Annotated in this window: 20 protein-coding genes and 1 pseudogene; 9 read left to right on the top strand and 12 right to left on the bottom strand. The window is 61.4% G+C overall.

Annotated elements, in window-relative coordinates; genetic code table 11:
- The 9 genes and pseudogenes from WCA85_RS22330 to WCA85_RS22290 all read right to left on the bottom strand — a co-directional run.
- Positions 1-785: pseudogene (locus tag WCA85_RS22330) on the bottom strand (two-component system sensor histidine kinase KdbD); the annotation flags it as partial.
- 194 nt (positions 786-979) lie between these two features.
- On the bottom strand, positions 980-1,558 hold the full coding sequence (kdpC, locus tag WCA85_RS22325; RefSeq protein ID WP_424067037.1) for a potassium-transporting ATPase subunit KdpC: 579 nt from the start codon (positions 1,556-1,558) through the stop codon (positions 980-982).
- Between the two features lie 66 nt (positions 1,559-1,624).
- Positions 1,625-3,709, bottom strand: a complete 2,085-nt coding sequence (gene kdpB / locus WCA85_RS22320; RefSeq protein WP_424067036.1) for a potassium-transporting ATPase subunit KdpB — start codon at positions 3,707-3,709, stop codon at positions 1,625-1,627.
- 30 nt (positions 3,710-3,739) lie between these two features.
- Positions 3,740-5,545 (bottom strand): potassium-transporting ATPase subunit KdpA, encoded by a 1,806-nt coding sequence (gene kdpA / locus WCA85_RS22315; RefSeq protein WP_424067035.1) that lies wholly within the window; start codon positions 5,543-5,545, stop codon positions 3,740-3,742.
- Positions 5,542-5,634 carry a K(+)-transporting ATPase subunit F gene (gene kdpF, locus WCA85_RS22310; RefSeq protein WP_091018426.1) on the bottom strand — a complete coding sequence of 31 codons (93 nt, stop codon included), beginning with the start codon at positions 5,632-5,634 and terminating at the stop codon, positions 5,542-5,544. Before kdpF ends, kdpA begins: the two co-directional genes overlap by 4 nt.
- On the bottom strand, positions 5,631-5,744 hold the full coding sequence (locus WCA85_RS22305; protein WP_424067034.1) for a potassium ABC transporter ATPase: 114 nt from the start codon (positions 5,742-5,744) through the stop codon (positions 5,631-5,633). The genes kdpF and WCA85_RS22305 overlap by 4 nt, the downstream gene beginning before the upstream one ends.
- Before the next feature lie 209 nt (positions 5,745-5,953).
- Positions 5,954-6,928 (bottom strand): quinone oxidoreductase family protein, encoded by a 975-nt coding sequence (locus WCA85_RS22300; RefSeq protein ID WP_424067033.1) that lies wholly within the window; start codon positions 6,926-6,928, stop codon positions 5,954-5,956.
- 163 nt (positions 6,929-7,091) lie between these two features.
- Positions 7,092-7,481, bottom strand: a complete 390-nt coding sequence (locus WCA85_RS22295) for a methylglyoxal synthase (protein ID WP_424067032.1) — start codon at positions 7,479-7,481, stop codon at positions 7,092-7,094.
- Positions 7,482-7,571: 90 nt separating this feature from the next.
- Positions 7,572-8,351: an SDR family oxidoreductase gene (locus WCA85_RS22290; RefSeq protein ID WP_424067031.1), complete on the bottom strand. Its 780-nt coding sequence runs from the start codon at positions 8,349-8,351 to the stop codon at positions 7,572-7,574.
- A 228-nt stretch (positions 8,352-8,579) separates the two neighbouring features.
- Here WCA85_RS22290 and upp point away from each other — a divergent pair, with 228 nt between their 5' ends.
- From upp to rng, 9 genes are all read left to right on the top strand, one after another.
- Positions 8,580-9,230 carry a uracil phosphoribosyltransferase gene (upp, locus tag WCA85_RS22285; protein ID WP_424067030.1) on the top strand — a complete coding sequence of 217 codons (651 nt, stop codon included), beginning with the start codon at positions 8,580-8,582 and terminating at the stop codon, positions 9,228-9,230.
- Positions 9,231-9,777: 547 nt separating this feature from the next.
- Positions 9,778-10,506, top strand: coding sequence for a YebC/PmpR family DNA-binding transcriptional regulator (locus WCA85_RS22280; RefSeq protein WP_424067029.1), 729 nt, complete (start codon positions 9,778-9,780; stop codon positions 10,504-10,506).
- Between the two features lie 215 nt (positions 10,507-10,721).
- A complete protein-coding gene (purD, locus tag WCA85_RS22275) occupies positions 10,722-11,999 on the top strand; it encodes a phosphoribosylamine--glycine ligase (protein WP_424067028.1) in 1,278 nt (425 codons plus the stop codon).
- A 357-nt stretch (positions 12,000-12,356) separates the two neighbouring features.
- The gene (gene hemF / locus WCA85_RS22270) at positions 12,357-13,280 is read left to right on the top strand and encodes an oxygen-dependent coproporphyrinogen oxidase (protein WP_424067027.1); all 924 of its coding nucleotides are present in this window, start codon (positions 12,357-12,359) and stop codon (positions 13,278-13,280) included.
- 4 nt (positions 13,281-13,284) lie between these two features.
- Positions 13,285-14,040: a nicotinate-nucleotide adenylyltransferase gene (locus WCA85_RS22265; RefSeq protein ID WP_424067026.1), complete on the top strand. Its 756-nt coding sequence runs from the start codon at positions 13,285-13,287 to the stop codon at positions 14,038-14,040.
- Between the two features lie 5 nt (positions 14,041-14,045).
- The gene (gene rsfS, locus WCA85_RS22260; protein WP_424067025.1) at positions 14,046-14,498 is read left to right on the top strand and encodes a ribosome silencing factor; all 453 of its coding nucleotides are present in this window, start codon (positions 14,046-14,048) and stop codon (positions 14,496-14,498) included.
- 47 nt (positions 14,499-14,545) lie between these two features.
- Complete coding sequence (gene rlmH / locus WCA85_RS22255; RefSeq protein WP_030102914.1) at positions 14,546-15,016, top strand: 23S rRNA (pseudouridine(1915)-N(3))-methyltransferase RlmH; 471 nt, start codon at positions 14,546-14,548, stop codon at positions 15,014-15,016.
- A 279-nt stretch (positions 15,017-15,295) separates the two neighbouring features.
- Entirely contained in the window at positions 15,296-15,925 is a 630-nt protein-coding gene (locus tag WCA85_RS22250) for a Maf family protein (protein ID WP_424067024.1), read from the top strand.
- Between the two features lie 9 nt (positions 15,926-15,934).
- Positions 15,935-17,404, top strand: coding sequence for a ribonuclease G (gene rng, locus WCA85_RS22245; RefSeq protein WP_424067023.1), 1,470 nt, complete (start codon positions 15,935-15,937; stop codon positions 17,402-17,404).
- 139 nt (positions 17,405-17,543) lie between these two features.
- Here rng and WCA85_RS22240 read toward each other — a convergent pair whose 3' ends face one another.
- From WCA85_RS22240 to WCA85_RS22230, 3 genes are all read right to left on the bottom strand, one after another.
- Positions 17,544-19,382 (bottom strand): peptide transporter, encoded by a 1,839-nt coding sequence (locus WCA85_RS22240; RefSeq protein WP_424067022.1) that lies wholly within the window; start codon positions 19,380-19,382, stop codon positions 17,544-17,546.
- Between the two features lie 85 nt (positions 19,383-19,467).
- Positions 19,468-20,997 carry a ShlB/FhaC/HecB family hemolysin secretion/activation protein gene (locus tag WCA85_RS22235; RefSeq protein ID WP_424067021.1) on the bottom strand — a complete coding sequence of 510 codons (1,530 nt, stop codon included), beginning with the start codon at positions 20,995-20,997 and terminating at the stop codon, positions 19,468-19,470.
- Between the two features lie 637 nt (positions 20,998-21,634).
- On the bottom strand, positions 21,635-22,972 hold a 1,338-nt coding region (locus WCA85_RS22230; RefSeq protein WP_424067020.1), incomplete at its 5' end, for a beta strand repeat-containing protein.

Here is a 22,972-nt window from a genome sequence, read left to right as displayed (position 1 = left end):
TCCGGGCCTGGACCGATACACACCAGCAGCCGCTCGCGCGCCTGCCAGATACGCTGGATCGAACGGTCAGCGCGGTACTCGCGCATCTGCGCATCGACGCGATCCGCCGTGCGCCGCAGCGCCAACTCGCGCAGCGCGATCAGGTTGCCCTTGCGAAAGAAATTGCGCACCGCGCGCTCGGCCTGCTGCGGCATATACACCTTGCCGTCACGCATGCGGTCGAGCAGTTCTTCGGCCGGCAAATCGACCAGCGTCACTTCGTCGGCGCGATCGAATACGCGATCCGGCACGGTCTCCCAGACGCGGATGCCGGTGATCTGCCCGACCACGTCGTTGAGGCTTTCCAGATGCTGAACGTTGACCGTAGTGTAGACGTCGATGCCGGCGTCCAGCAGTTCATAGACGTCCTGCCAGCGCTTCAGATGACGCGCGCCCTGCACGTTGGAATGCGCCAGTTCGTCAACGAGGATGAGCTGTGGCTTGCGGGCGAGTGCGGCGTCGAGATCGAACTCCCCCAGCTTGCGGCCACGGTATTCGATATGCGCGAGCGGCAAGACATCGAGACCGTCCAGCAGCGCCGCCGTTTCGCTGCGACCATGCGTCTCGGCAATGCCGATTACGACGTCCACGCCATCGTCGCTGCGGCGGCGCGCAGCCTGCAGCATTGCATAGGTCTTGCCGACGCCAGCCGAAGCGCCGAAGAAGACCTTCAGCTTGCCGCGCTGACGTTTTTCTTCGTCGCGCTGCAGTTTGTCGAGCAGTTCGTCAGGATCAGGGCGGTTCATGCGCTGGCGCTGTGGTTATGGTTTTAATTCACTTCAATGACAGTTCTCGCGGGACCGCGTGACTGTATCGCATACATGGTGGCACGGTAGGGTCTGCACGGCAATTCGCGTCGCAAATCAGCGTCGCAGACTACAGCGCCACAAATGGCAAAAACGGCGCTGCTTGCGGCGCCGTTTTTGCGCTTCACCGCCCTTTAGCCTTGATGCATGGCGTCCAGTGCGAGATTCAGTTGCAGTACGTTGACTCGCGGCTCACCTAGCACGCCGAGTTGCCGCCCACTGGTGTAACGGTCGACCAGCGCAGCCACGTCGTTCGGTGCCATTTTGCGCGCCGCTGCGACACGGTCGATCTGGTAGGCCGCCGCAGCCGGAGTGATTTCCGGATCGAGGCCGCTACCCGAAGACGTCACGAGGTCGATCGGCACCGGCTTCGACATATCCGTGCCAGCAGCCTTCAACGCATCCAGACGTCCCTTCACCTCATCGGAGAGCGCGGGGTTGGTCGGGCCAATGTTCGAGGCGCCCGAACCCGATGCGTTATACGGCATCGGGCTGGTGGCCGACAGACGACCCCAAAAGTATTGCGGCGCATCGAACTGCTGGCCGATCAGCTTCGAGCCGACCACCTTGCCGTTTTCTTCGAGCATGCTGCCGTTGGCCTGATCGTGGAACGCGGTCTGGCCGATGGCCGTCATCACCGCAGGGTAAGCAAGTCCGGTCACCGCCGAAAGCACGACAAAGATCACAATGAGCGGACGAAACAATGATTTCATGATTGGCAATTCCTCTTTAACGCGGCTGGCGGACACAGGCCGCCAGCCGCTGCCACTTAAAGCCTGTTAGACCCAGCCGAACGCGGCCAGCACCATGTCGATCAGCTTGATGCCGATAAACGGCACGATGATCCCGCCCAGGCCATACACCAGCAGATTGCGGCGCAACAGGATCGCCGCGCCGAGCGGCCGGTATTTCACACCCTTTAATGCCAGCGGAATCAGCAGAACGATGATCAGTGCATTGAAGATCACCGCCGACATGATCGCCGAGGCCGGCGTCGCAAGATGCATCACGTTCAGCGTGTTCAGGGCCGGATACGTCGTCGCGAACGCAGCAGGGATGATGGCGAAGTACTTCGCGACGTCGTTGGCAATCGAGAACGTCGTGAGCGAGCCGCGCGTCATCAGCATCTGCTTGCCGATCTCGACAATCTCGATCAGCTTGGTCGGGTTCGAATCCAGATCGACCATGTTGCCGGCTTCCTTCGCCGCCTGCGTGCCGGTGTTCATCGCCACTGCAACGTCGGCCTGTGCGAGCGCAGGAGCGTCGTTGGTGCCGTCACCCGTCATCGCCACCAGACGGCCTTCAGCCTGGTGCGCGCGGATCGTCGTGAGTTTGGCTTCCGGCGTAGCTTCCGCGAGGAAATCGTCGACGCCCGCTTCGGCTGCAATCGCCGCTGCGGTCAACCGGTTGTCGCCCGTCACCATGATGGTCTTGATACCCATTTTGCGCAGTTCGGCAAAGCGCTCCTTGATGCCGCCCTTGACGATGTCCTTCAACTCGATCACGCCGAGCACGCGTGCGCCCTGCTCGCCCTTTTCGGCGACCACCAGCGGCGTGCTGCCGCGACGGGCCACTTCAGCGACGGCATTGTTCACTTCAGCCGGATAGCGGCCACCGTTGGCTTGGACGTAATGCTTCACCGCATCGGCCGCACCCTTGCGGATTTCGCGGCCCGGCAGATCGACGCCGCTCATGCGCGTTTGCGCGGTGAAGGCGAGAAACACCGCATGCAGCGAAGCCATGTCACGTGCGCGGATATTGAAGCGCTGCTTGGCGAGCACGACGATGCTGCGGCCTTCCGGCGTCTCGTCCGAGAGCGAGGACAGTTGCGCGGCATCGGCCAGCACTTCTTCGGTGACGCCCGGCGCCGGTACGAACGTCGAGGCCTGACGATTGCCGAGCGTGATCGTGCCGGTCTTGTCGAGCAGCAGCACGTCCACGTCGCCGGCTGCTTCCACAGCACGACCCGAAGTCGCAATCACATTCGCCTGCATCATGCGGCTCATACCGGCCACACCGATCGCCGACAGCAGACCGCCGATAGTGGTCGGAATCAGACACACCAGCAGCGCGACGAGCGCGGTGATTGTCACCACATGACCTGCCTTGGCCGCTTCCACCGAGAAGATCGAGAACGGCAGCAGCGTCGCCGTGGCGAGCAGCATCACGATAGTCAGCGCAACCAGCAGAATCGTCAGCGCGATTTCGTTCGGCGTCTTTTGACGCTTGGCGCCTTCGACCATCGCGATCATGCGGTCGAGGAAGGCTTCGCCAGGATTGGCCGTTACCTTCACTACGATCCAGTCTGACAGCACGCGTGTGCCGCCCGTCACCGACGAGAAGTCGCCGCCCGATTCGCGGATCACCGGCGCGGATTCGCCGGTGATGGCCGATTCGTCCACCGACGCGACGCCTTCAATGACTTCGCCGTCAGCCGGGATCACGTCGCCGGTTTCAACCAGCACCACGTCGCCCTTGCGCAGATCGGTAGCCGTCATGATGCGGATCGGCGACTTCGGATGCGGCTCGTTGAGCTTCTTGGCGATCACGTCTTTCTTCGCACTACGCAGCGACGCAGCCTGGGCCTTTGATCGGCCTTCGGCAAGCGCCTCCGCGAAGTTAGCGAAGAGCACCGTGAACCACAGCCACAGCGTGACCGCGAGGATGAACCCCGCCGGCGCTTCGGCCTGGCCGGCGAGTGCGGCGACCCACAGAATGGTCGTCAGGATACTGCCGACGTACACGCAGAACATCACCGGGTTACGGAACTGCGTGCGTGGCGTAAGTTTCTTGAATGAGTCCACGATCGCGGGACGCACTAGCGCCGGATCGAACATGGACCGCGTTGCATTATGTTCAGTCATTGAATCCTCGTTTTTCCCGAATAGCCCGTGTTAATGGCCAGCGATCATCATCAGATGTTCGACGCCGGGACCAAGCGCGAGCGCAGGCACATACGTCAGTGCGCCAACCAGCAGCACGGTGCCAAGCAGCAGTACGACGAAGAGCGGGCCGTGGGTGGGCAGCGTGCCGCCTGTAACAGCCAGACGCTTCTTGCTGGCAAGCGAACCGGCAATCGCCAGCACCGGCACAATCGTGCCGAAGCGGCCGAACCACATCGCAATCGCCGTGAGCCAGTTGTAGAACGGTGTGTTCACCGACAGACCGGCAAACGCGCTACCGTTGTTATTCGCAGCGGAGCTGAACGCGTAGAGAATTTCAGAAAAGCCATGCGCGCCGGGGTTGGAAATACCCGCCTTGCCCGCATCGCACAGTACGGCGATCGACGTGCCGACCAGCACCAGCATCGGCGTGAGCAGCACCACGATCGACACCATCTTCATCTCATACGCTTCGATCTTCTTGCCGACATATTCCGGCGTGCGGCCAATCATCAGGCCAGCCACGAACACAGCGAGCAGTGCGAACACGAGCATCCCGTACATACCGGAGCCCACGCCGCCGAAGATCACTTCGCCCAACTGGATCAGCAGCATCGGGTAGAGGCCACCGAGCGGCGTCAGCGAATCGTGCGCCGCGTCCACCGCACCGCACGATGCCGCCGTGGTGGCGACCGTGAAGATGCCGGTTTGCGCGATGCCGAAGCGCGTTTCCTTGCCTTCCATGTTGCCGCCCGGCTGCAACGCATTGGCGGACTGATCGACGTGCAGCGAGGTCAAGGTCGGATTCCCAGCCTGCTCCGCGCTGATTTCACCGACCACGCAAGCGGCAAACGCAATCGTCATCACGGCGAGCACCGCAACGCCCTGCTTGCGGTCCGAGATCATCCGTCCAAACACGAGGCACAGCGCCGCCGGAATGATCAGGATCGAGAAGATCTGCACGAAGTTGCTGAACGGCGTCGGGTTTTCGTACGGGTGCGCCGAGTTCGCGTTAAAGAAGCCGCCACCGTTGGTGCCGAGCATCTTGATCGCTTCCTGCGAAGCCACCGGGCCCATGGCGATGGTTTGTGTCGTCACCTTGGTGTCGACTGTCACCGTGTTGCCCTTCGCATCCTTCACCGGGTTGCCTTGCGCATCGAGCTTCGGTGCAGCATAGGTGGTGGTCTGCAGCGTCGGCACGTCCTGATACGACTTGAAGTTCTGGATCACGCCCTGGCTCATCAGCAGCACCGCGATGATCGCCGCCATCGGCATCAGCACGTACAGCGTCACACGCGTGATGTCGACCCAGAAGTTGCCGATGGTCTGCGCCGTATGGCGCGCAAAACCGCGAATCAACGCGATCACCACCACGATGGCGCTCGCCGCCGAGAAGAAGTTCTGGACCGTGAAGCCGAGCATCTGCGTCAGATAGCCAACGGTCTGTTCAGGCGTGTAATCCTGCCAGTTCGTGTTGGTGACGAAGCTGACCGCCGTATTGAACGCGCTATCCACCGACATCGGACCGAACTGTTGGGGATTGCCAGGCAACCAGCCTTGAATCCGCAACAGCACATACAGAAACAACGTGCCGAGCACGTTGAGCGCAATGACAGCGACAGCATATTGCTTCCAGCCCATCTCAGTGGAAGCGTCGACACCGGCAATGCGATAGAGCAAGCGCTCGAGCGGGCCGCCGAAGCGAACCACCCGGGAACTGCCATCCATCACACGCGTCAGATAACGCGAAACGGGCACCGCGGCCGCCAGCAGCACGACCAGATAAATGACCATTTGCAGGACATTGTTGGAGTTCATTCAATGTCCTCCGCGCGCAGTAGCGCATAAACGAGGTAAGCAAATAGCAGCGCGGTGGCCGCGCCTGATAACCACATGATCCAGGTCATGAACGAGCCCCCTGACCGCGGCGGAACTGCATCAGCTTTTCGCAGCCGGCAATTAAAGCAAAGGTCAGCGCCGCAAAAAGCACTATCCCCCCGACGTACAGCACATCCATTTTGTGTTCTCCATTAACGGACTTTGGATGGGTAGAACGTTATGCCGAAGCGCGTAAAGGGCTGGTCAAAGATGGCTGGGGTGGCGTAAAAATGGCGTAAACAAAAATGGCCGTTCCAGTGAAGCTGGAACGGCCTGATGCCGATGGGGATTGGCTTGGAGAGGTTTACAGCGGGGCGTGCGAAAAACGGTTGAACGTGCCCTTCCCGCTTAAGGCTCGAGGATTGTCGAACCGGTGGTGCGGCGACCTTCCAGATCCTCATGTGCCTTCGCTACGTCGGCGAGCGCATAGCGCTGATTGATGCTGGTCTTGACCTTGCCCGAAACCAGCACGTCAAACAGTTCAGCAGACATCGCCTCATAGTCGCTGCGCTTGCCGATATAGGTGAACAATGTCGGGCGCGTAAAGAAAAGCGAGCCGCGTCCGGCCAGTTCAGAAGCGTCCAGCGGCGGCAGCGGACCCGAGGCGTTGCCGAAACTCACGAACATGCCGAGCGGCGCGAGGCAATCCAACGACGCCGTCATGGTGTCCTTGCCGATCGAGTCGTACACCACAGGCACGCCTGCGCCGTTGGTGATCTCACGCACGCGTTTGGTAAAGTTTTCGCGCGTATAGACGATGACATGGTCGCAGCCGTGTGCCTTGGCGATTTCCGCCTTTTCGTCCGAGCCGACCGTGCCGATCACCGTCGCTCCCAGCGCCTTGGCCCATTGGCAAACCAGCAAGCCGACGCCACCGGCCGCTGCCTGGATCAAGATCGTGTCGCCAGCCTTGACCGGATAGGTGCGTCGCAACAGGTATTGCGCAGTGAGACCTTGCAGCATCACCGAGGCGGCCTGTTCGTAACTCAGCGCATCCGGCATCTTTACCACCTGGGCGGCTGGAAGGACCCGTTCCTGAGCGTAGGCGCCCGGCGGCCGTGCTACATAGGCGACGCGGTCGCCAGGTTTCAGGTCGGTCACACCAGCGCCCACCGAGGTGACCGCGCCGGCCGCCTCCATGCCGAGACCACCCGGCAGCGGCAACGGATACAAACCGGTGCGGAAATACACGTCGATGTAATTGAGGCCGACCGCATGCTGCTTGATGCGAATCTCGCCGTTGCCGGGCTCGCCCACCTCGACGTCGACCCATTTCATCACTTCAGGGCCGCCTGGCTTATCGAATCGGATTGCCTTGACCATCTTGTCTCCTTTGTCGGTCAGAGCTAACGCTATAGCGGTCACTCTGGTCCCATTCAACATCATTGCAGTTGGTAGTGGGTGTTTGAGGGATTTCGCGGAAAGCTTTGCTACCGGTGCTCGCTACGGCTGGTCCGCGGCCGGTGGCTCGCGGCGCCTTCCCGCCTCAGACTTGCTCGGCGTGCCGCAAGGTCAGAACTTCAAGAATCATCCGCGCGGTCGAAATGTTGGTTGCGCACGGCACGTTGTGGACGTCGCACGCGCGCACCAGCGCGTTGATGTCCGGTTCGTGCGGCTGCGGCGTCATCGGATCGCGCAGGAAAATCACCATGTCGACGTGGCCTTCCGCGAGTTGCGCGCCGATCTGCAGGTCGCCCCCGTGCGGGCCCGACAGCATTCTCTGCACAGTCAATCCATGCGCCTGCGCAATCCGCGTGCCGGTCGTACCGGTGGCGACAATCTCGCAGCGCCGCAACGTTTCAACGTATTCGCCCGCGAGTTTGACGATATCGTCTTTTTTATGGTCGTGCGCGATCAGCGCGATGCGGGTGGTCATGAGTCAAGGCTCCAGATTCGTGGTTTCGTAGGTTGTTGTGATGGTCAGGGCGCAGCCGCGGCGCGGCGCGCCCGCATGGACCGGCTGCGCTCAGAAGGTGCCGGGATAAACGCCGCCGTCGATCAACCAGTTCTGTCCCGTGATGTAGCCCGCGTGTACGCTGCACAGGAACGCACAGGCACGGCCAAACTCGTCACGATTGCCGAGACGGCCGGCCGGGATGGTCGTCATGCGCTGCTTGCGTGCTTCCTCTACGGAGATGTTTTGCGCCTTCGCCTGGGCGTCGAAGGTCGTCGCGATGCGATCCGTATCGAAGAGACCCGGCAGCAGATTGTTGATCGTCACCCCGTCGCGGGCCACCTTGCGCGCGACACCGGCCACAAACCCAGTCAACCCTGAACGGGCGCCATTGGACAGGCCCAGCACGTCGATCGGCGCCTTCACCGCGGAACTCGTGATGTTGACGACGCGCCCGAAGTTGCGCGCGATCATGCTGTCGATGGTTGCGCGGATCAGCTCGATCGGCGTGAGCATGTTGGCTTCCAGCGCGCTGATCCAGTCATCGTGCGTGAACTTGCGGAAGTCGCCCGGCGGTGGACCACCCGCATTGTTGACGAGAATGTCCGGCTCCGGACAGGCGGCGAGCGCGGCGGCGCGACCCGCTGGCGTGGTGATGTCGCAAGCGACCGTCTTTACCTCGACGCCGCTTTGCGCGCGGATCGCGGCGGCGGTTTCCTCGAGTGTCGCCGCCGTACGGGCCACGATCACCAGATTCACGCCCTCGGCGGCGAGTGCCTCCGCGCAGCCTCGGCCCAGCCCCTTGCTGGCCGCACAGACCAGCGCGGTGCGTCCTGCGATTCCCATGTCCATATGCATCTCCTCGGTTATGCGGCGGTTGTGCCGGTTGTGGCGGCGGCGCGCGCGGGCAGTTTCCCCGATTCTAGAAGAATCAGTGCGCGACCGTGCCGCGATGCTTCAATCTCCCATATCTTCGGGCGGCACTTTCGGTAAACTTGCAGCCGTGGCGCGCCCGTCAGCCGGTCCTCCGGCTATGCAGGCCGCCGACCGATTCCTCTTGCCGCCGCTAGCGCCTCCGCCATGACACAGGACAGCCGTTTTCCCAATCTTTTCATCCTCGATCACCCGCTGATCCAGCACAAGCTTTCCCACATGCGCGATCGGGATACCTCGACGCGTACGTTCCGCGAACTGCTGCGCGAGATCACGCTGCTGATGGGCTATGAAATCACCCGCAACCTGCCCATGACCACGCGCCGGGTCACAACGCCGCTCGTCGAGATCGACGCGCCGGTGATCGCCGGCAAGAAGCTGGCCATCGTGCCGGTGCTGCGGGCCGGTATCGGCATGTCGGATGGCCTGCTTGAGCTGATTCCGTCGGCGCGGGTCGGGCATATCGGCGTCTACCGGGCCGAGGACCACCGGCCGGTCGAATACCTCGTGCGTCTGCCCGATCTCGAAGACCGCATCTTCATCCTGTGCGATCCGATGGTGGCTACCGGCTACTCCGCCGCGCATGCGGTGGATGTGCTCAAACGCCGTGGCGTCAGCGGCGAGAACATCATGTTCCTCGCGCTGGTGGCGGCGCCCGAAGGCGTCCAGGTGTTCCAGGACGCTCATGCGGACGTGAAACTCTACGTCGCGTCGCTCGATTCGCACCTCAATGAGCACGCGTATATCGTGCCCGGACTGGGCGATGCTGGCGACCGGCTGTTTGGGACGAAGAACTGAATGTGATGGTGCGGGCGGCGCGGACCGCCTGCGCCTGGTCAAGCGGGCGCGATCAACGGTTCGAGCCTTTTCGAACGTTTTGCCGCGCGCGGCAAGCGCCGACGCCATCGTATCGATCGCTTGCAAGTTCGCTCAAAAGATGGCCTCTGGCCAGCAAACCAAGCGTTTACCTCGCTGCGCCCCACTGCCGCACCCCTGCGGCATGATAAAATTCGCATCCGCTCATTGAGCGACTCAACTTGCACATTCGCCCGGCGCATCGCGCCTTTGCGGGGCCCGCGCAGACCGGCATGGCGCTTTTATGCTGTCAGAGGTCGGCTGGCATCGCCCCAACCGAACCGCGTTGCTTGCGGGCGCCGGTCCACCAGATCCAGTCCAGACGGGCCCGGACCGGACTGCCGGGCGTTTCAGGTTCAAGCTGAGAACGGTCTGACACCGCGGTCTGATATCGCGCCTTGACATCAAGGCGCGCCGTCTCAAGCGCCCGGCATCGCAACGACAATTGCACTATGCGTGCGCCCCGCTGGCGCGCGCGATGGAGAAAGGTATGGCGGGTCATTCGAAATGGGCCAACATCAAGCATAAGAAAGCAGCGGCCGACGCCAAGCGCGGCAAGGTCTGGACGCGGCTCATCAAGGAAATTCAGGTTGCTGCCCGCATGGGCGGAGGCGAAATCGACACGAACCCGCGTCTGCGGCTCGCCGTCGAAAAGGCATATGACGCCAATATGCCGAAGGACAACGTCAACCGCGCCATCCAGCGTGGCGTTGGCGGCGTCGATGGCGCAAGCTACGAAGAAATCCGCTACGAAGGTTATGGTATCGGTGGTGCGGCGGTGATCGTCGACACGATGACCGACAACCGAATCCGCACCGTCGCGGAAGTGCGTCACGCGTTCTCGAAGAATGGCGGCAACATGGGCACGGACGGCTCGGTGGCGTTCATGTTCGATCACATCGGCCAGTTCCTGTTCGCGCCCGGCACGCCGGAAGACAAGCTGATGGACGCCGCGCTCGAAGCCGGCGCCGACGACGTGGTGACGAATGAGGACGGCAGTATCGAGGTGCTCTGCCCGCCCAACGATTTCCCGAAGGTGAAGACCGCGCTGGAAGCCGCAGGCTTCAAGGCGGAACTGGCCGAGGTGACGATGAAGCCTCAGACGGAAGTGGAGTTCACGGGCGACGACGCGGTGAAAATGCAAAAGCTGCTCGACGCGCTCGAAAATCTGGACGACGTGCAGGAAGTCTATACAAACGCGGCGATCGCCGACGAATGAGCGTAGCGCGGGCGCGCCATGGGGCAGCGCCCGCACTCTGTTCGTCCAAGGTCGCACGGGTTTTGCTTGCCGTCTTGCGAGCAGACTGGGTTTGCGATGGATGGCGCGTTGCCGGCGGCGCAGGTTGATTGTTCGCCAGATGTGAATGTTGGGGAATTTCACGGCTGATGCCAGCGCGTTAGCCGTTCATGGTTTTTAAGTCTTCGGGGAATCACATGAAGTTACTCGTCGTCGGTTCCGGCGGTCGCGAACACGCGCTTGCCTGGAAGCTCGCGCAATCGCCGCGGGTTCAGCTCGTCTACGTTGCCCCGGGCAACGGCGGCACCGCCCAGGACGAGCGTCTGCGCAACGTCGACATCACTGAGCCGGCCGCGCTCGCCGATTTCGTCGAGAAAGAACAGATCGCCTTTACGCTCGTCGGGCCGGAAGCACCGCTCGCCGCGGGGATCGTCAATCTGTTCCGCTCGCGCGGGCTGAAGATCTTCGGACCCACGAAGGAAGCCGCGCAGCTCGAAAGCTCGAAAGATTTCGCGAAGGCGTTCATGAAGCGTCACGCAATTCCCACCGCCGAATACGAAACCTTCGCCGACGTCGCCGCTGCACACGCCTACCTCGACGCGAAGGGCGCACCCATCGTGATCAAGGCCGACGGCCTGGCAGCCGGCAAGGGCGTGGTGGTGGCGCAGACGCTCGAAGAGGCGCACGCGGCCGTCGACATGATGCTGTCGGACAACAAGCTCGGCGACGCTGGCGCGCGTGTCGTGATCGAAGAGTTCCTCGCGGGCGAAGAAGCCAGCTTCATCGTGATGGTGGACGGCAAGCACGTCCTGGCGCTCGCCTCGAGCCAGGATCACAAGCGCCTGATGGACGGCGATCAGGGCCCGAATACCGGCGGTATGGGCGCGTACTCGCCTGCGCCGATTGTGACGCCGCAACTGCATGCCCGCGTGATGCGCGAAGTCATCCTGCCCACGGTGCGCGGCATGGAGAAGGAAGGCATCCGCTATACGGGTTTCCTGTACGCCGGGCTGATGATCGACGCGCACGGCAACCCGAAGACACTCGAGTTCAACTGCCGGATGGGCGACCCGGAAACGCAGCCGATCATGGCGCGTCTGAAGGGCGACTATTCGAAAGTGGTCGAGCAGGCGATTGCCGGTACGCTGGATACCGTCGAGCTGGAATGGGACCGCCGCACCGCGCTGGGTGTCGTGCTGGCCGCGCACAACTATCCGGACGCGCCGCGCAAAGGCGACCGGATCAACGACATTCCGGCCGAAACCGCCGATGCGGTGACTTTCCACGCCGGCACGACGCTGACGGACGGCAAGCTCACCACGTCGGGTGGCCGCGTGCTGTGTGTGGTCGGACTGGCCGACTCGGTGCGCAGTGCCCAATCGGTGGCCTACGAGACGATCAACCAGATCTCGTTCGACGGCATGCAGTATCGGCGCGACATCGGTTACCGGGCGCTGAACCGCAAACACGGCTGAGCCGGTTATCCGCCACTTACCGGGCGCAACCCTGCAAGCATCACCAGCGCGGGGTACCCCGGTATCTCCGCGCTTACCCGCAGAGGCCCGACGCGCCATCGGCGCTACACTGCGGATTTGCACGATAGCCAGGCGTGTTGCGGTGCATCGGGCGGCCCGATTTCATTGCCTGTCGCGCCCGCAGCGCGCACAGACGGTGGCGGCCAAAGCCGCATGGCACGCATGCATAGGCAACCTGACACCGGCACGCGTCGACCGCGCGTCGCACGGCAAGCACCATTAGCGGAACGCATAACCGCTTCTTTTCACCAACGACCCCGCGGCACGCTCAGCGCGCCGCCCCCAGCACCTGCATTCATGACGGATTCGAACTACGACGTACAGGCTGTTCGCGGTTGGCTGCAAGGCTTGCAGACGCACATCGCCGACGTGCTCGGCGCGTTCGACGGCAAGCCATTCGCCACCGACACGTGGCAGCGCGAGCCGGGCGAAAAGCTGCGCGGCGGCGGCACCACACGCATTCTCGAAGGCGGCGAGTTTTTCGAGCGCGCGGGGATCGGTTTTTCCGACGTGGCGGGCGACACATTGCCAGGTTCGGCCAGCGCGGCGCGGCCGCAGCTTGCGGGACGGGGTTTCGAGGCGATGGGCGTGTCGCTCGTGCTGCACCCGCACAATCCGTATTGCCCGACTGTACACATGAACGTGCGCATGCTGGTCGCCACCAAGGCCGGGGAGGCGCCCGTGTTCTGGTTTGGCGGCGGCATGGATCTGACACCCTATTACGGCTTCGAAGAAGACGCACAGCACTTTCACCGCGTCTGCCACGATTCGCTCGCGCCTTACGGCGCCGAGCTGTATCCGCGCTTCAAGCAATGGTGCGACGAGTATTTCTTCCTCAAGCATCGCAACGAACCGCGCGGCATTGGCGGGATCTTCTTCGACGATTTCTCGGAGCCGGGCTTCGAAAAATCATTCGAGATGCTTAAAAGCGTGGGCGACGGGTTCCTCAAGGCATACCTGCCGATCATCGAAAAACGCCGCAGCATGCCGTACGGCGAGGCCGAGCGGGATTTCCAGGCATACCGGCGTGGCCGCTACGTCGAGTTCAACCTGGTCTTCGACCGTGGCACACTGTTTGGGCTGCAGAGTGGCGGACGCACCGAATCGATTCTGATGTCGATGCCGCCTGTGGTGAACTGGCGCTACAACTGGCAGCCGCAACCGGGCTCGCCCGAGGCTCGCCTTTACAGCGATTTCCTCGTGCCGCGCGAGTGGGTTTGACGGCATGCCTGCTCGTCATCCCGCACGCGTGGCTACGACCAAGGATCATCACCTGAAGCCGAACGCTCAACCCGTTGCCCTGCCCCGCCGGATTGGCCTCCTGGGCGGCACTTTCGACCCGATTCACGACGGCCATCTTGCGCTCGCGCGGCGCTTCGCCGAGGTGCTGCAACTGACCGAACTGGTGCTGCTGCCGGCCGGGCAGCCGTGGCAGAAGCCCGAGGTATCGCCGGCCGCCGATCGTCTCGCCATGACACGCGCAGCGGCCAGCTCGCTGGTGCTGCCCGGCGTCAAGGTGAGCGTCGCCACTGACGAGATCGAACAGGATGGCCCCACCTACACGGTCGAAACCCTGCAACGGTGGCGTGAACGGGAAGGCGCGCAAGTGTCTCTGTCCCTGTTGATCGGCGCTGACCAGTTGGTGCGACTCGACACGTGGCGCGACTGGCGGCGCCTCTTCGAGTTCGCGCATATCTGCGTCGCAACGCGTCCCGGCTTCGAGCTCGCCTCAATCCCACCGGCGGTTGCCGCGGAAATTGCCGCGCGTCAGGCGGACGCGGACGTATTGCAAGCAACACCCTGTGGTCATCTGCTGATCGATACCACGCTGGCCTTCGACGTTTCGGCCACCGATATCCGCGCACTCCTGCGCGAACGTCTAGTCCAGCATGCCGGCGGCCAGCACCAGAACGAGGCCGCGAGCCATGTCCCCACTGAGGTGTGGGACTATATTCTTCAACATCATCTGTACCACCGGTAACCCTAATGGATATTCGCAAACTGCAACGCGCGATCGTCGACGCCCTCGAAGACGTGAAAGCGCAAGACATCAAGGTGTTCAACACCAGCCACCTGACCGGCCTGTTCGATCGCGTGATCGTCGCCTCCGGCACCTCGAACCGTCAGACCAAGGCACTCGCTTCCAGCGTGCGCGAAAAGGTCAAGGAAAATGGCGGTGAGGTCATCAGCACCGAAGGCGAGGACGTCGGCGAATGGGTGCTGGTCGATTGCGGCGACGCCGTCGTGCACATCCTGCAACCCGCGCTGCGCCAGTACTACAACCTCGAAGAAATCTGGGGCGACAAGCCGGTCCGCGTGAAGCTGAGCACGTCCAGCCCGTTCGGCGGCGCACGTTCGAGCGAACCGGACGAGGACGAAGAAGACGAAGAACCGGCAGCTGCCAAACCCGCGCGCAAAGCGCCGGCTCGCCGCCGCTAGGCGTGTTGCTGACGCTGCCGTATCCAACGTTGATCTGACCTTCAGCGATGAAACTGCATATCCTCGCCGTCGGCCACAAGATGCCGGACTGGATCGCCACCGGCTTTGACGAATACGCGAAACGCATGCCGCCCGAGCTGCGTATCGAGCTGCGCGAGATCAAGCCCGAGCAGCGTTCGTCAGGGCGGCCGGCTGAAAGTGTGATGGCGGCTGAGCGGCAAAAGATCGAAGCGGCGTTGCCGAAGAACGCCCGCATCGTCGCACTCGACGAGCGCGGCAAAGACTGGACCACGATGCAGCTTGCGGCTGCACTTCCAGGCTGGCAACAGGACGGGCGCGACGTGGCGTTCCTGATCGGTGGTGCGGACGGGCTCGATCCCGATCTCAAGGCACGCGCCGACATGCTGCTGCGCGTTTCGAGTCTGACGTTGCCGCATGCAATGGTGCGCGTGCTGCTCGCCGAACAGCTTTACCGCGCGTGGACCATCACGCAAAATCATCCCTATCACCGTGTGTAAATGCGCGATGCGCGCAGAGGCGCTTGAGCCCTGCACGCTGTCTCTTAGGTACGGGCGACGCTTGCGCCCTGCTACGGTGGCGGCTTGCGTCTAAAAGGCTGAGTGCCTGGGTGCTTGGGCGCCTGAGTGTTAGGGCGCCTTGCTGCCCAGAATTTCACGCGTCCGTGTGCCCGTCCAGCGAGCCGCAAGCGCACTTTTTCCGAGCGTGCGCCGATTGCACCTGTCACGCACATCGCATATCCGCCAACCTTCACGCATCACGCTTGACCGAGACCATTTATGCCTGCGCCGACTGCCGCCCTGCACCCGTTCGTCTACCTCGCTTCCCAGAGCCCACGCCGACAGGAGTTGCTGCAGCAACTCGGCGTGCGCTATGAGCTGCTGCTACCGCGCCCCGATGAAGACGCCGAAGCGCTCGAAGCCGAAATTCCAGGTGAGCCTGCACACGATTACGTGGTGCGAGTCTGCCAGGCCAAGGCCGAAGCAGCGCACGCGCGGCTCGTTGCCGGCGGGCATCGCGAGGCGCCTGTCCTGGTTGCGGATACAACGGTCACGATCGACGATGCGATTCTCGGCAAACCCATCGACGCCGCCGATGCCATCGCCATGCTCACGCGCCTCGGGGGCCGCGAGCACGAGGTGCTGACCGCACTGGCTGTCGTCGATGCAAGCGGCATTCTGCTGCCTGCCGCGCTGTCGGTCTCGCGCGTGCGCTTTGCTGCAGTGCAAGCGGACGCGCTCGCACACTACGTCGCCAGCGGCGAACCCTTCGGCAAGGCGGGCGCTTATGGCGTGCAAGGGCGCGCGGCGGAGTTTATCGAGCGTATTGAAGGGTCCTATTCAGGTATCATGGGTTTGCCTCTTTTTGAAACCGCTGCCCTTCTGCGTGCAGCGCGCATCGACTTCTAAAACAACACCATGAATGAAGAAATCCTGATCAATGTCACGCCGCAGGAAACGCGCGTCGCGCTGGTCCAGCAAGGCGCCGTCCAGGAACTTCACGTCGAACGCACGCTGTCGCGCGGGCGCGTCGGCAACGTCTATCTCGGCAAAGTGGTACGCGTGCTGCCGGGCATGCAATCGGCTTTTATCGATATCGGCCTCGAACGGGCAGCGTTTCTGCACGTCGCCGATATCTGGCATCCGCGCCTGGCCGGCGAACCGCAACATCAGGTGCCGCATCAACCCATCGAAAAGATCGTCTTCGAAGGTCAGACGTTGATGGTGCAGGTGGTCAAAGACCCTATCGGCACCAAGGGCGCGCGTCTGTCCACCCAGGTGAGCATTGCGGGCCGTACGCTGGTCTATCTGCCGCAGGAACCGCATATCGGGATTTCGCAAAAGATCGAGAGCGAAGCCGAACGTGAAGCGATACGCGCGCGTCTGACGGCCGTGTTGCCCGCTGACGAGAAAGGCGGCTACATCGTACGCACGATTGCCGAAGACTCGACGAGCGAAGAGCTGGGCGGCGACGTCGCGTATCTCCGCAAGACGTGGGCGACGATTCTGTCGCAGGGCCAACGCATGCCGCCCACTAGCCTGCTGTACCAGGATCTGAATCTCGCGCAGCGCGTGCTGCGTGATTTCGTCAACGACGAGACCACGCGCATCCAGGTCGATTCGCGCGAAACCTTCCAGATGCTGTCGGACTTCGCGGCTGAATTCACGCCAGCGGTCTCTTCGAAACTGCATCACTACACGGGCGAGCGGCCGCTCTTCGATCTGTACAACATCGAGACCGAGATTCAGCGCGCGTTGTCGCGGCGGGTCGATCTGAAATCGGGCGGCTATCTGGTGATCGACCAGACCGAAGCCATGACCACGATCGACGTCAACACCGGCGGCTACGTCGGCGCTCGCAATTTCGACGATACGATCTTCAAGACCAACCTCGAGGCCGCGCATACCATTGCGCGCCAATTGCGGCTGCGCAATCTGGGTGGCGTGATCATCATCGACTTCATCGACATGGAGAACGTGGAGCATCGCGATCAGGTTCTCGGCGAGTTGAAGAAAGCGTTGTCACGCGATCGCACGCGGGTCACGGTGAATGGTTTTTCGCAGCTTGGGCTGGTGGAGATGACCCGCAAGCGCACGCGCGAATCGCTCGCGCATGTGCTGTGCGAACCTTGTCCGGTGTGCGAGGGTAAGGGTCAGGTGAAGACGGCGCGCACGGTCTGCTATGACGTGCTGCGTGAGATCCTGCGCGAGTCGCGCCAGTTCAATCCGCGCGAGTTCCGGGTGGTGGCATCGCAGCAGGTGATCGATCTGTTTCTTGAGGAGGAGTCGCAACATCTGGCGATGTTGATCGACTTTATTGGGAAGCCGGTGTCGTTGCAGGTGGAGTCGAATTTGAGTCAGGAGCAGTACGATATTGTTTTGATGTAGACCGCTTTCCCGCTCAGATTCAATCAATTGACAGAACAGATCAAGCTGTCCGCCAAGGTGGCTACCCGTAGAATTTAACGTCATGAATGCCGCGACTTCGTTGAAGACCGGCACTCATTTGACGTTTGAAGGCCGACGCTCAGACCGTCGCTTGCACCTTGTCGAGCCACAACCCCTGCATGCGCTCGCCGAGAATTTCCGGACGCCCCTGGAAGATCAGCTTTTCCACTGCCTTCGGACCGGCCAGTGATGCGGCGAGCTCACAACGTTCCTGCGGGTTCTCGATCAATCGCAACGCGGCGGCCTTGTAGTCCTCGCTGGATTTCGCGACCATCCACTCCGGGAAGCCGAGTCGACGGAACATGCCTTCGTCGATATGCTCGTGCACTTCACGCCCGGTCTTGCAGACTCCAACCAGCCCCGCCCAGACCGTGTCCACAATCCCATTGGTATTGCCGAACGGGAACGGATTCAGGAACATGTCGCAGCCGGCGATCACCTTCATATAGTTCGCGTAGTTCTGATGCTTGTGGACCACAGCGGCGGTGCCCAGCAGCCGGCGGATCAGATTGCGAACCTGCGGGAAGACGAGACCCGTCGCCTGTCCGACGAGGAAGTGAAACTCCACCGGCACTTTCGATTCACGCGCAATGGCCGCACACGTATTCAGGAAGCCCGGATTCAGCTTGATCGTAGTGCCCGCCACAGCGATCTTGACCACGTTAGACGGCGCTTTCGCAGGCGGCAGATCCAGTTCGAGCAAGGCAGCAGGCGCACGGTAGGGCATGCCGTCCGACGGCAATTGCAGCAGTTCTTCGCTAAAGCACTCCTTGTCGCCCACATAGTCTTCTTCCACGACGACGTAGTCCATTGCATGACCGTGCGTCGTCGCGGGGTGGCCCAGCGCCATCAACTGGAGCGGCGCGACGCGCAGGTTGGCCAGCACCATCGTGATCGGGAACATGCCGACGCTCGGCATGTACATCATTTGCGCCTGACGTTCCTCGCTGACCGTGCGTACCTGACGTGCGACTTCCCACACGTTCTGGCCGTCAAACGGGATGAACTCGTGGAACACTTCCTTGCCGGTATCGTCGACGCGTCCGTTGTAACCCATCCCGATGAGATGGAACTTGTCGCGCATGGCGACCATTGTTTGCGAATGGGTACGGTAGATCGAGTGGTTCTTCGAGAACCATTCGAGCACCACCAGCAGGACAGGCTTGCCGTTCACAATGGGCACGGCTTTGCGCTCGACATCATGCAGATCGAGGCTCGCGAGCTTGCGGCGAATCAGCGTGTTAATCGGCTTCTTGATGTCGTGTTTGCCCGGCAGATCCGCGTAGCTGCAGTGCATGTACATGTCGTGCAGCACACCCATCGGCAGCTTGTCGATGCTCTCGACCTGCGCCAGACGCTCCGGCAGCCACCGCAAGATCACTTCGCGCTTTTGATGCGCGGACGGCGTTCCAAGGAAGCGCGATGACATGATGGTCATTGCGAGGCTCGCGGCCATCGTCTTGTTGTGATTCCAGAGCGCGTCCCAATCGAGACGCACTTCCGACTCCGGCAGATAAAACAACTGGAATTTGCGGACGTCTTCAGCGCGAAGATCGATCACGTGGCGTGCATCTTCATCGACGCCGAGTGAACGCAGAATGTGATCGGCGTTGCGGAACGGGCTAGAGGCGAACATTGCAGCCAGCCAACGCTGGAACAACATCATCTTTTCGATGCCAGCGTCCGAGAACTTGAACGAAGGGTCCGTCATCAGCGTGGTCATGGCGGCTGTCAAGCGCGTGAGCAGGTGATCGTCCATGATGTCGCGCGCTTCGTCCGACTGCGCCCAGCTATCGATATCCATCAGGATGCCGTAGTGTTGGTCGATATGATGGAGCAACTTCAGGAGTTCGCGGCCGGCTTTTTCGTGTTCGCGGCGATAGCAGAGATGTTCGAATTTGTTGATGCTGAATTTCATGATCGTCTTCCAGAATGTGTGAATTCGTTAAATTGCAGTTGAAACGTGTTCGTTTGCTTGCGCCCTTCGGCGCAGGGGCGCAGCCTTAGTGGTTCCAGGTGATCGAGAGCCAGTACTGCAGCGGCTTCTTGCCCGGCTCGACCCACGAAGACGACGCAAAACCGTACGGCTTGGAAACTGAAGCCGAGACCGTCGCGCCGATCGGCGTCAGCCAGTCCACGCTCGCGCCGTATCCGGCGAGCGTGCGGGTATTGGTGACATCCGACACGCCGGGGTAGCCCGACTCCCAGTTGGCCCAAGGCTTGTGGTTCACATGGCCGATCGCGTAGTCGGAAAAGATGCCGAACTGGAGCTGATGTCCGGCCGCGACCGAGACGCGTTGATACAGGCCGACGCTGGTGATTACGCCGTCGTCGAAGGACACTTCGTCCGAACGATAAGCACGCACCGCGGTCGGACCGCCGGCCTGGAGTTTTTCGCTCGGGTCGAGATTGCGGCTCGCGTATTGGCTGTTCACACGGCCACTCAAAAAGAGGTTGCCGCTCTTCGTCAGCGCATAAGTGCCGTAGCCCGTAGCGGTGAGCTTCGCGTAGTTGCCCGCCATTTGAGGACCCGCATCGAGCGGATCGTCGTTGCGTTGATGTCCAAGCGTCAGGGCGGCTTCACCACTCAAAATGTTCGTGCGCAGTTGCTGCGCACGATCGCCGTTGTCGGACTGCAAGGAAAGACGAACCGAGTCAATCGTGCCGTGTGTTGCAAATTCATACTCTTTGTACGTCGTGCTCGTCTCGCTATGCAGAAGCGACACGCCGCCCCAAACATTGAGGTCGAGACCACGTGTGAACGGGTACAGCACGCCGGCTTGCGCTGTTGTGGCCACGCCTGTAATCGGCGTACCGGCGTTGATCGCATACTGCTGACGCGTGATGCCGCCCGTGACGCGCAAGCCGTCGTCGAGGATCGGCATGCTGCCCGACAGCGAACCGGTCCACATTTTCTTGTCGGTCAGCATCGCCGTGAAGGCGTAGCTCTCGCCCATGCCGAAGTAGTTGTTGCCCGAAGCAGTGAAACCGAACCGATAAAGGCCCGTTGCCGGGATACCTTGATTGTCGAGAATCAGATCGACTCCGATGGGCTTGCCCTTTTGAGCCACGCTGAACACAACATCGACGTCGCCTGGGGCGGCGCCTGGCCCGAACTGCGGCGCCTTGTCGATCGCGACGCCGGGCAGGTCCTGAAGCAGCTCCGTCGAGCGTTCGAGGCGTGAGGTTTGCAACAGACAGACGTTGTCGATCGATTCCTTGCCGCACAACGCTTTTGTGACCAGACGCTGCAGGCGTGCATCCGCCACGCGCGATTTGTTCTGGATCGTGACCTTGCTGATTCTGCCGGGATACGCGACAAAGACAGGCTTGGCGCCTTTCATGGTGGCGCGCCAGTCTGCATCGGTCATCAGCACCTGGCCGATGGGGAAACCACCGTGGCGCAGCGCCGTGGTGAGGCGGTCCGACCAACGTTCCACGTCTTCGAGACTCGTAGGGGCATCCCCCAGCAAGGCGGCCTGCGCACGCAACACTTGCTTGACTGCCGCCTCTTCACGTCCGCCGGCTGGCATAACTTTGAAATCGACCGCCACCTGAGCTGCGGGAACATTCGCGCTTGCTGCGGTGACGGGCTCCGCGTGAGCCGTTCCAGCCATTAATAAGGGCAAAACCCAAATCGCGTGTGCGATTTTCCGATTTACTGCGCGTGTGCTCCACAACATTGAATTCACCCTTATCTAATTAAGCATCTTGGCGAAACGTTTTGAGGATTTTTCGTCCATCAAATTGCGCATCGCCCTCAGAACTAAGAATAAGAGTTTGAAACTCGGAAGCGAATAGGAATAGTCCGTAAAAATGAGATGGCGATAAGACTCAATGGAGGCGCCTGTCTGGCTTCACTGACGGCTTTTCGTGGCTCAATATGGATTTAAATTGCGATTGACTTAGGACAATTCCTAAATTTGATATGGCCGCCATAAAATATATGGGGCCAGTGGAATATTTTAAGATTATTCTTAAAGCAGTCCATCTAATTTATGGCCGGCTTTTCATTTTCTGCAGGTCAAAAAAAAGCGGTGCCAATGGCACCGCCTAAAAGACTGCGAGGAATATCTTTGAGTCGACCGCCCGAAAAGGAGCGGATCACCGCTTAGTCCCTTCATCTCACGCTACCGGCGCAGTTTCGCGCCGGTAGCGTGGAGGACGGAATCAGGCAGCCGTGGGCGCGGTAGCGGCGGGCGTGCCCGTCGAACCAAGTCCCGACTTGAGCCAGCCGTGCGCCTTCACCACGTACGATTGACCATTGCGGACGCCTTGTTCCGTGTAGAAGTACTCATGCGTCTGCATGTTGACCGACAGATCCGACTTCGTCTGCGCGTCAGCGAACGAGAAGTGCTTCACACCTTCAGCGCCGTCACGATACTCGAGGTGACGGTTCAGCGGGCCTGCATGGGTGACAAGCTCCACCTCGGCAGACTTCGTGTCCATGTCCACGCTGACATGCTCAAGCAAGGCATCTGCCCAGTAAGCCGAATCGCCAGAATCCAGGGTCAGCGCCTGCGGCTGCTCCAGATACCAGTGAGACGTCATCGCGTCGCTCACCACCCATGCTGCGAAGCCACCCGCGCCGATGGCGCCGATCACCGCGACCGCACTGCCGCCGGAACCGCCGCTCGAGGCCTGGTTCGTCGGGACAGTGTTGCCACCGGTGCTGTCGCTTCCACCGTTGGCACCACCATTGTCAGTGTTGCCGCCGTTGTCGCCACCGTTGTCGGTGTTGCCGCCGTCGGTACCGCCATTGTCGATCGGCTTCGGGTCAGCGTGGGTAACGGTAGTGTCGCCGTTGTCGATAATGATGCTCGTGCCATTGTCGGAGATGTTGATCGTACCGTTTTGATCCACACCTGAACCGTTGGTCGAATTCCCATCAATGGTCGACGTACCGTTGTCCGAGATGTTGATCGTGCCGTTCGGATCAACGATCACGCCAGTACCATTGGTCGAGTTACCGTTAATCTCGCTCGTCCCGTTGTCGGTGATGTTGATCGTCCCGTTGTCCACGACACCACTGCCATCCGTCGAGTTGCCGGTAATGTTCGAGTCGCCGTCGCCCGAGATGTTGATCGTGCCGTTCGGATCGATCACCACGCCCGAACCGTTGGTCGAGTTACCGTTAATCTCGCTCGTCCCGTTGTCGGTGATGTTGATCGTGCCGTTGTCCACGACACCACTGCCATCCGTTGAGTTGCCGGTAATGTTCGAGTCGCCGTTGCCCGAGATGTTGATCGAACCGTTCGGATCGATCACCACGCCCGAACCATTGGTCGACTCGCCGGAGATGTTGATCGTGCCGTTATCCGTCACGTTCACGTCACCGTCGATTACCGTGCCGTTGCCGGTCGTCGAGTTACCCGTGATGTCAGCTGCGCCGTTACCCGAGATATTGATCGAACCATTGTCGCCTTCGATCACGCCCGTACCGTTGGTCGAGTCACCGCTGATGTTGATCGTGCCGTTATCCGTCACGTTCACGTCACCGTCGATTAC

Origin of the sequence: Paraburkholderia sp. (genome assembly GCF_049581445.1) — a bacterium.
Taxonomy (GTDB): domain Bacteria; phylum Pseudomonadota; class Gammaproteobacteria; order Burkholderiales; family Burkholderiaceae; genus Paraburkholderia.
The sequence above is the reverse complement of the archived record's forward strand: the minus strand, read 5'-3'. Positions and strand labels throughout refer to the sequence as shown.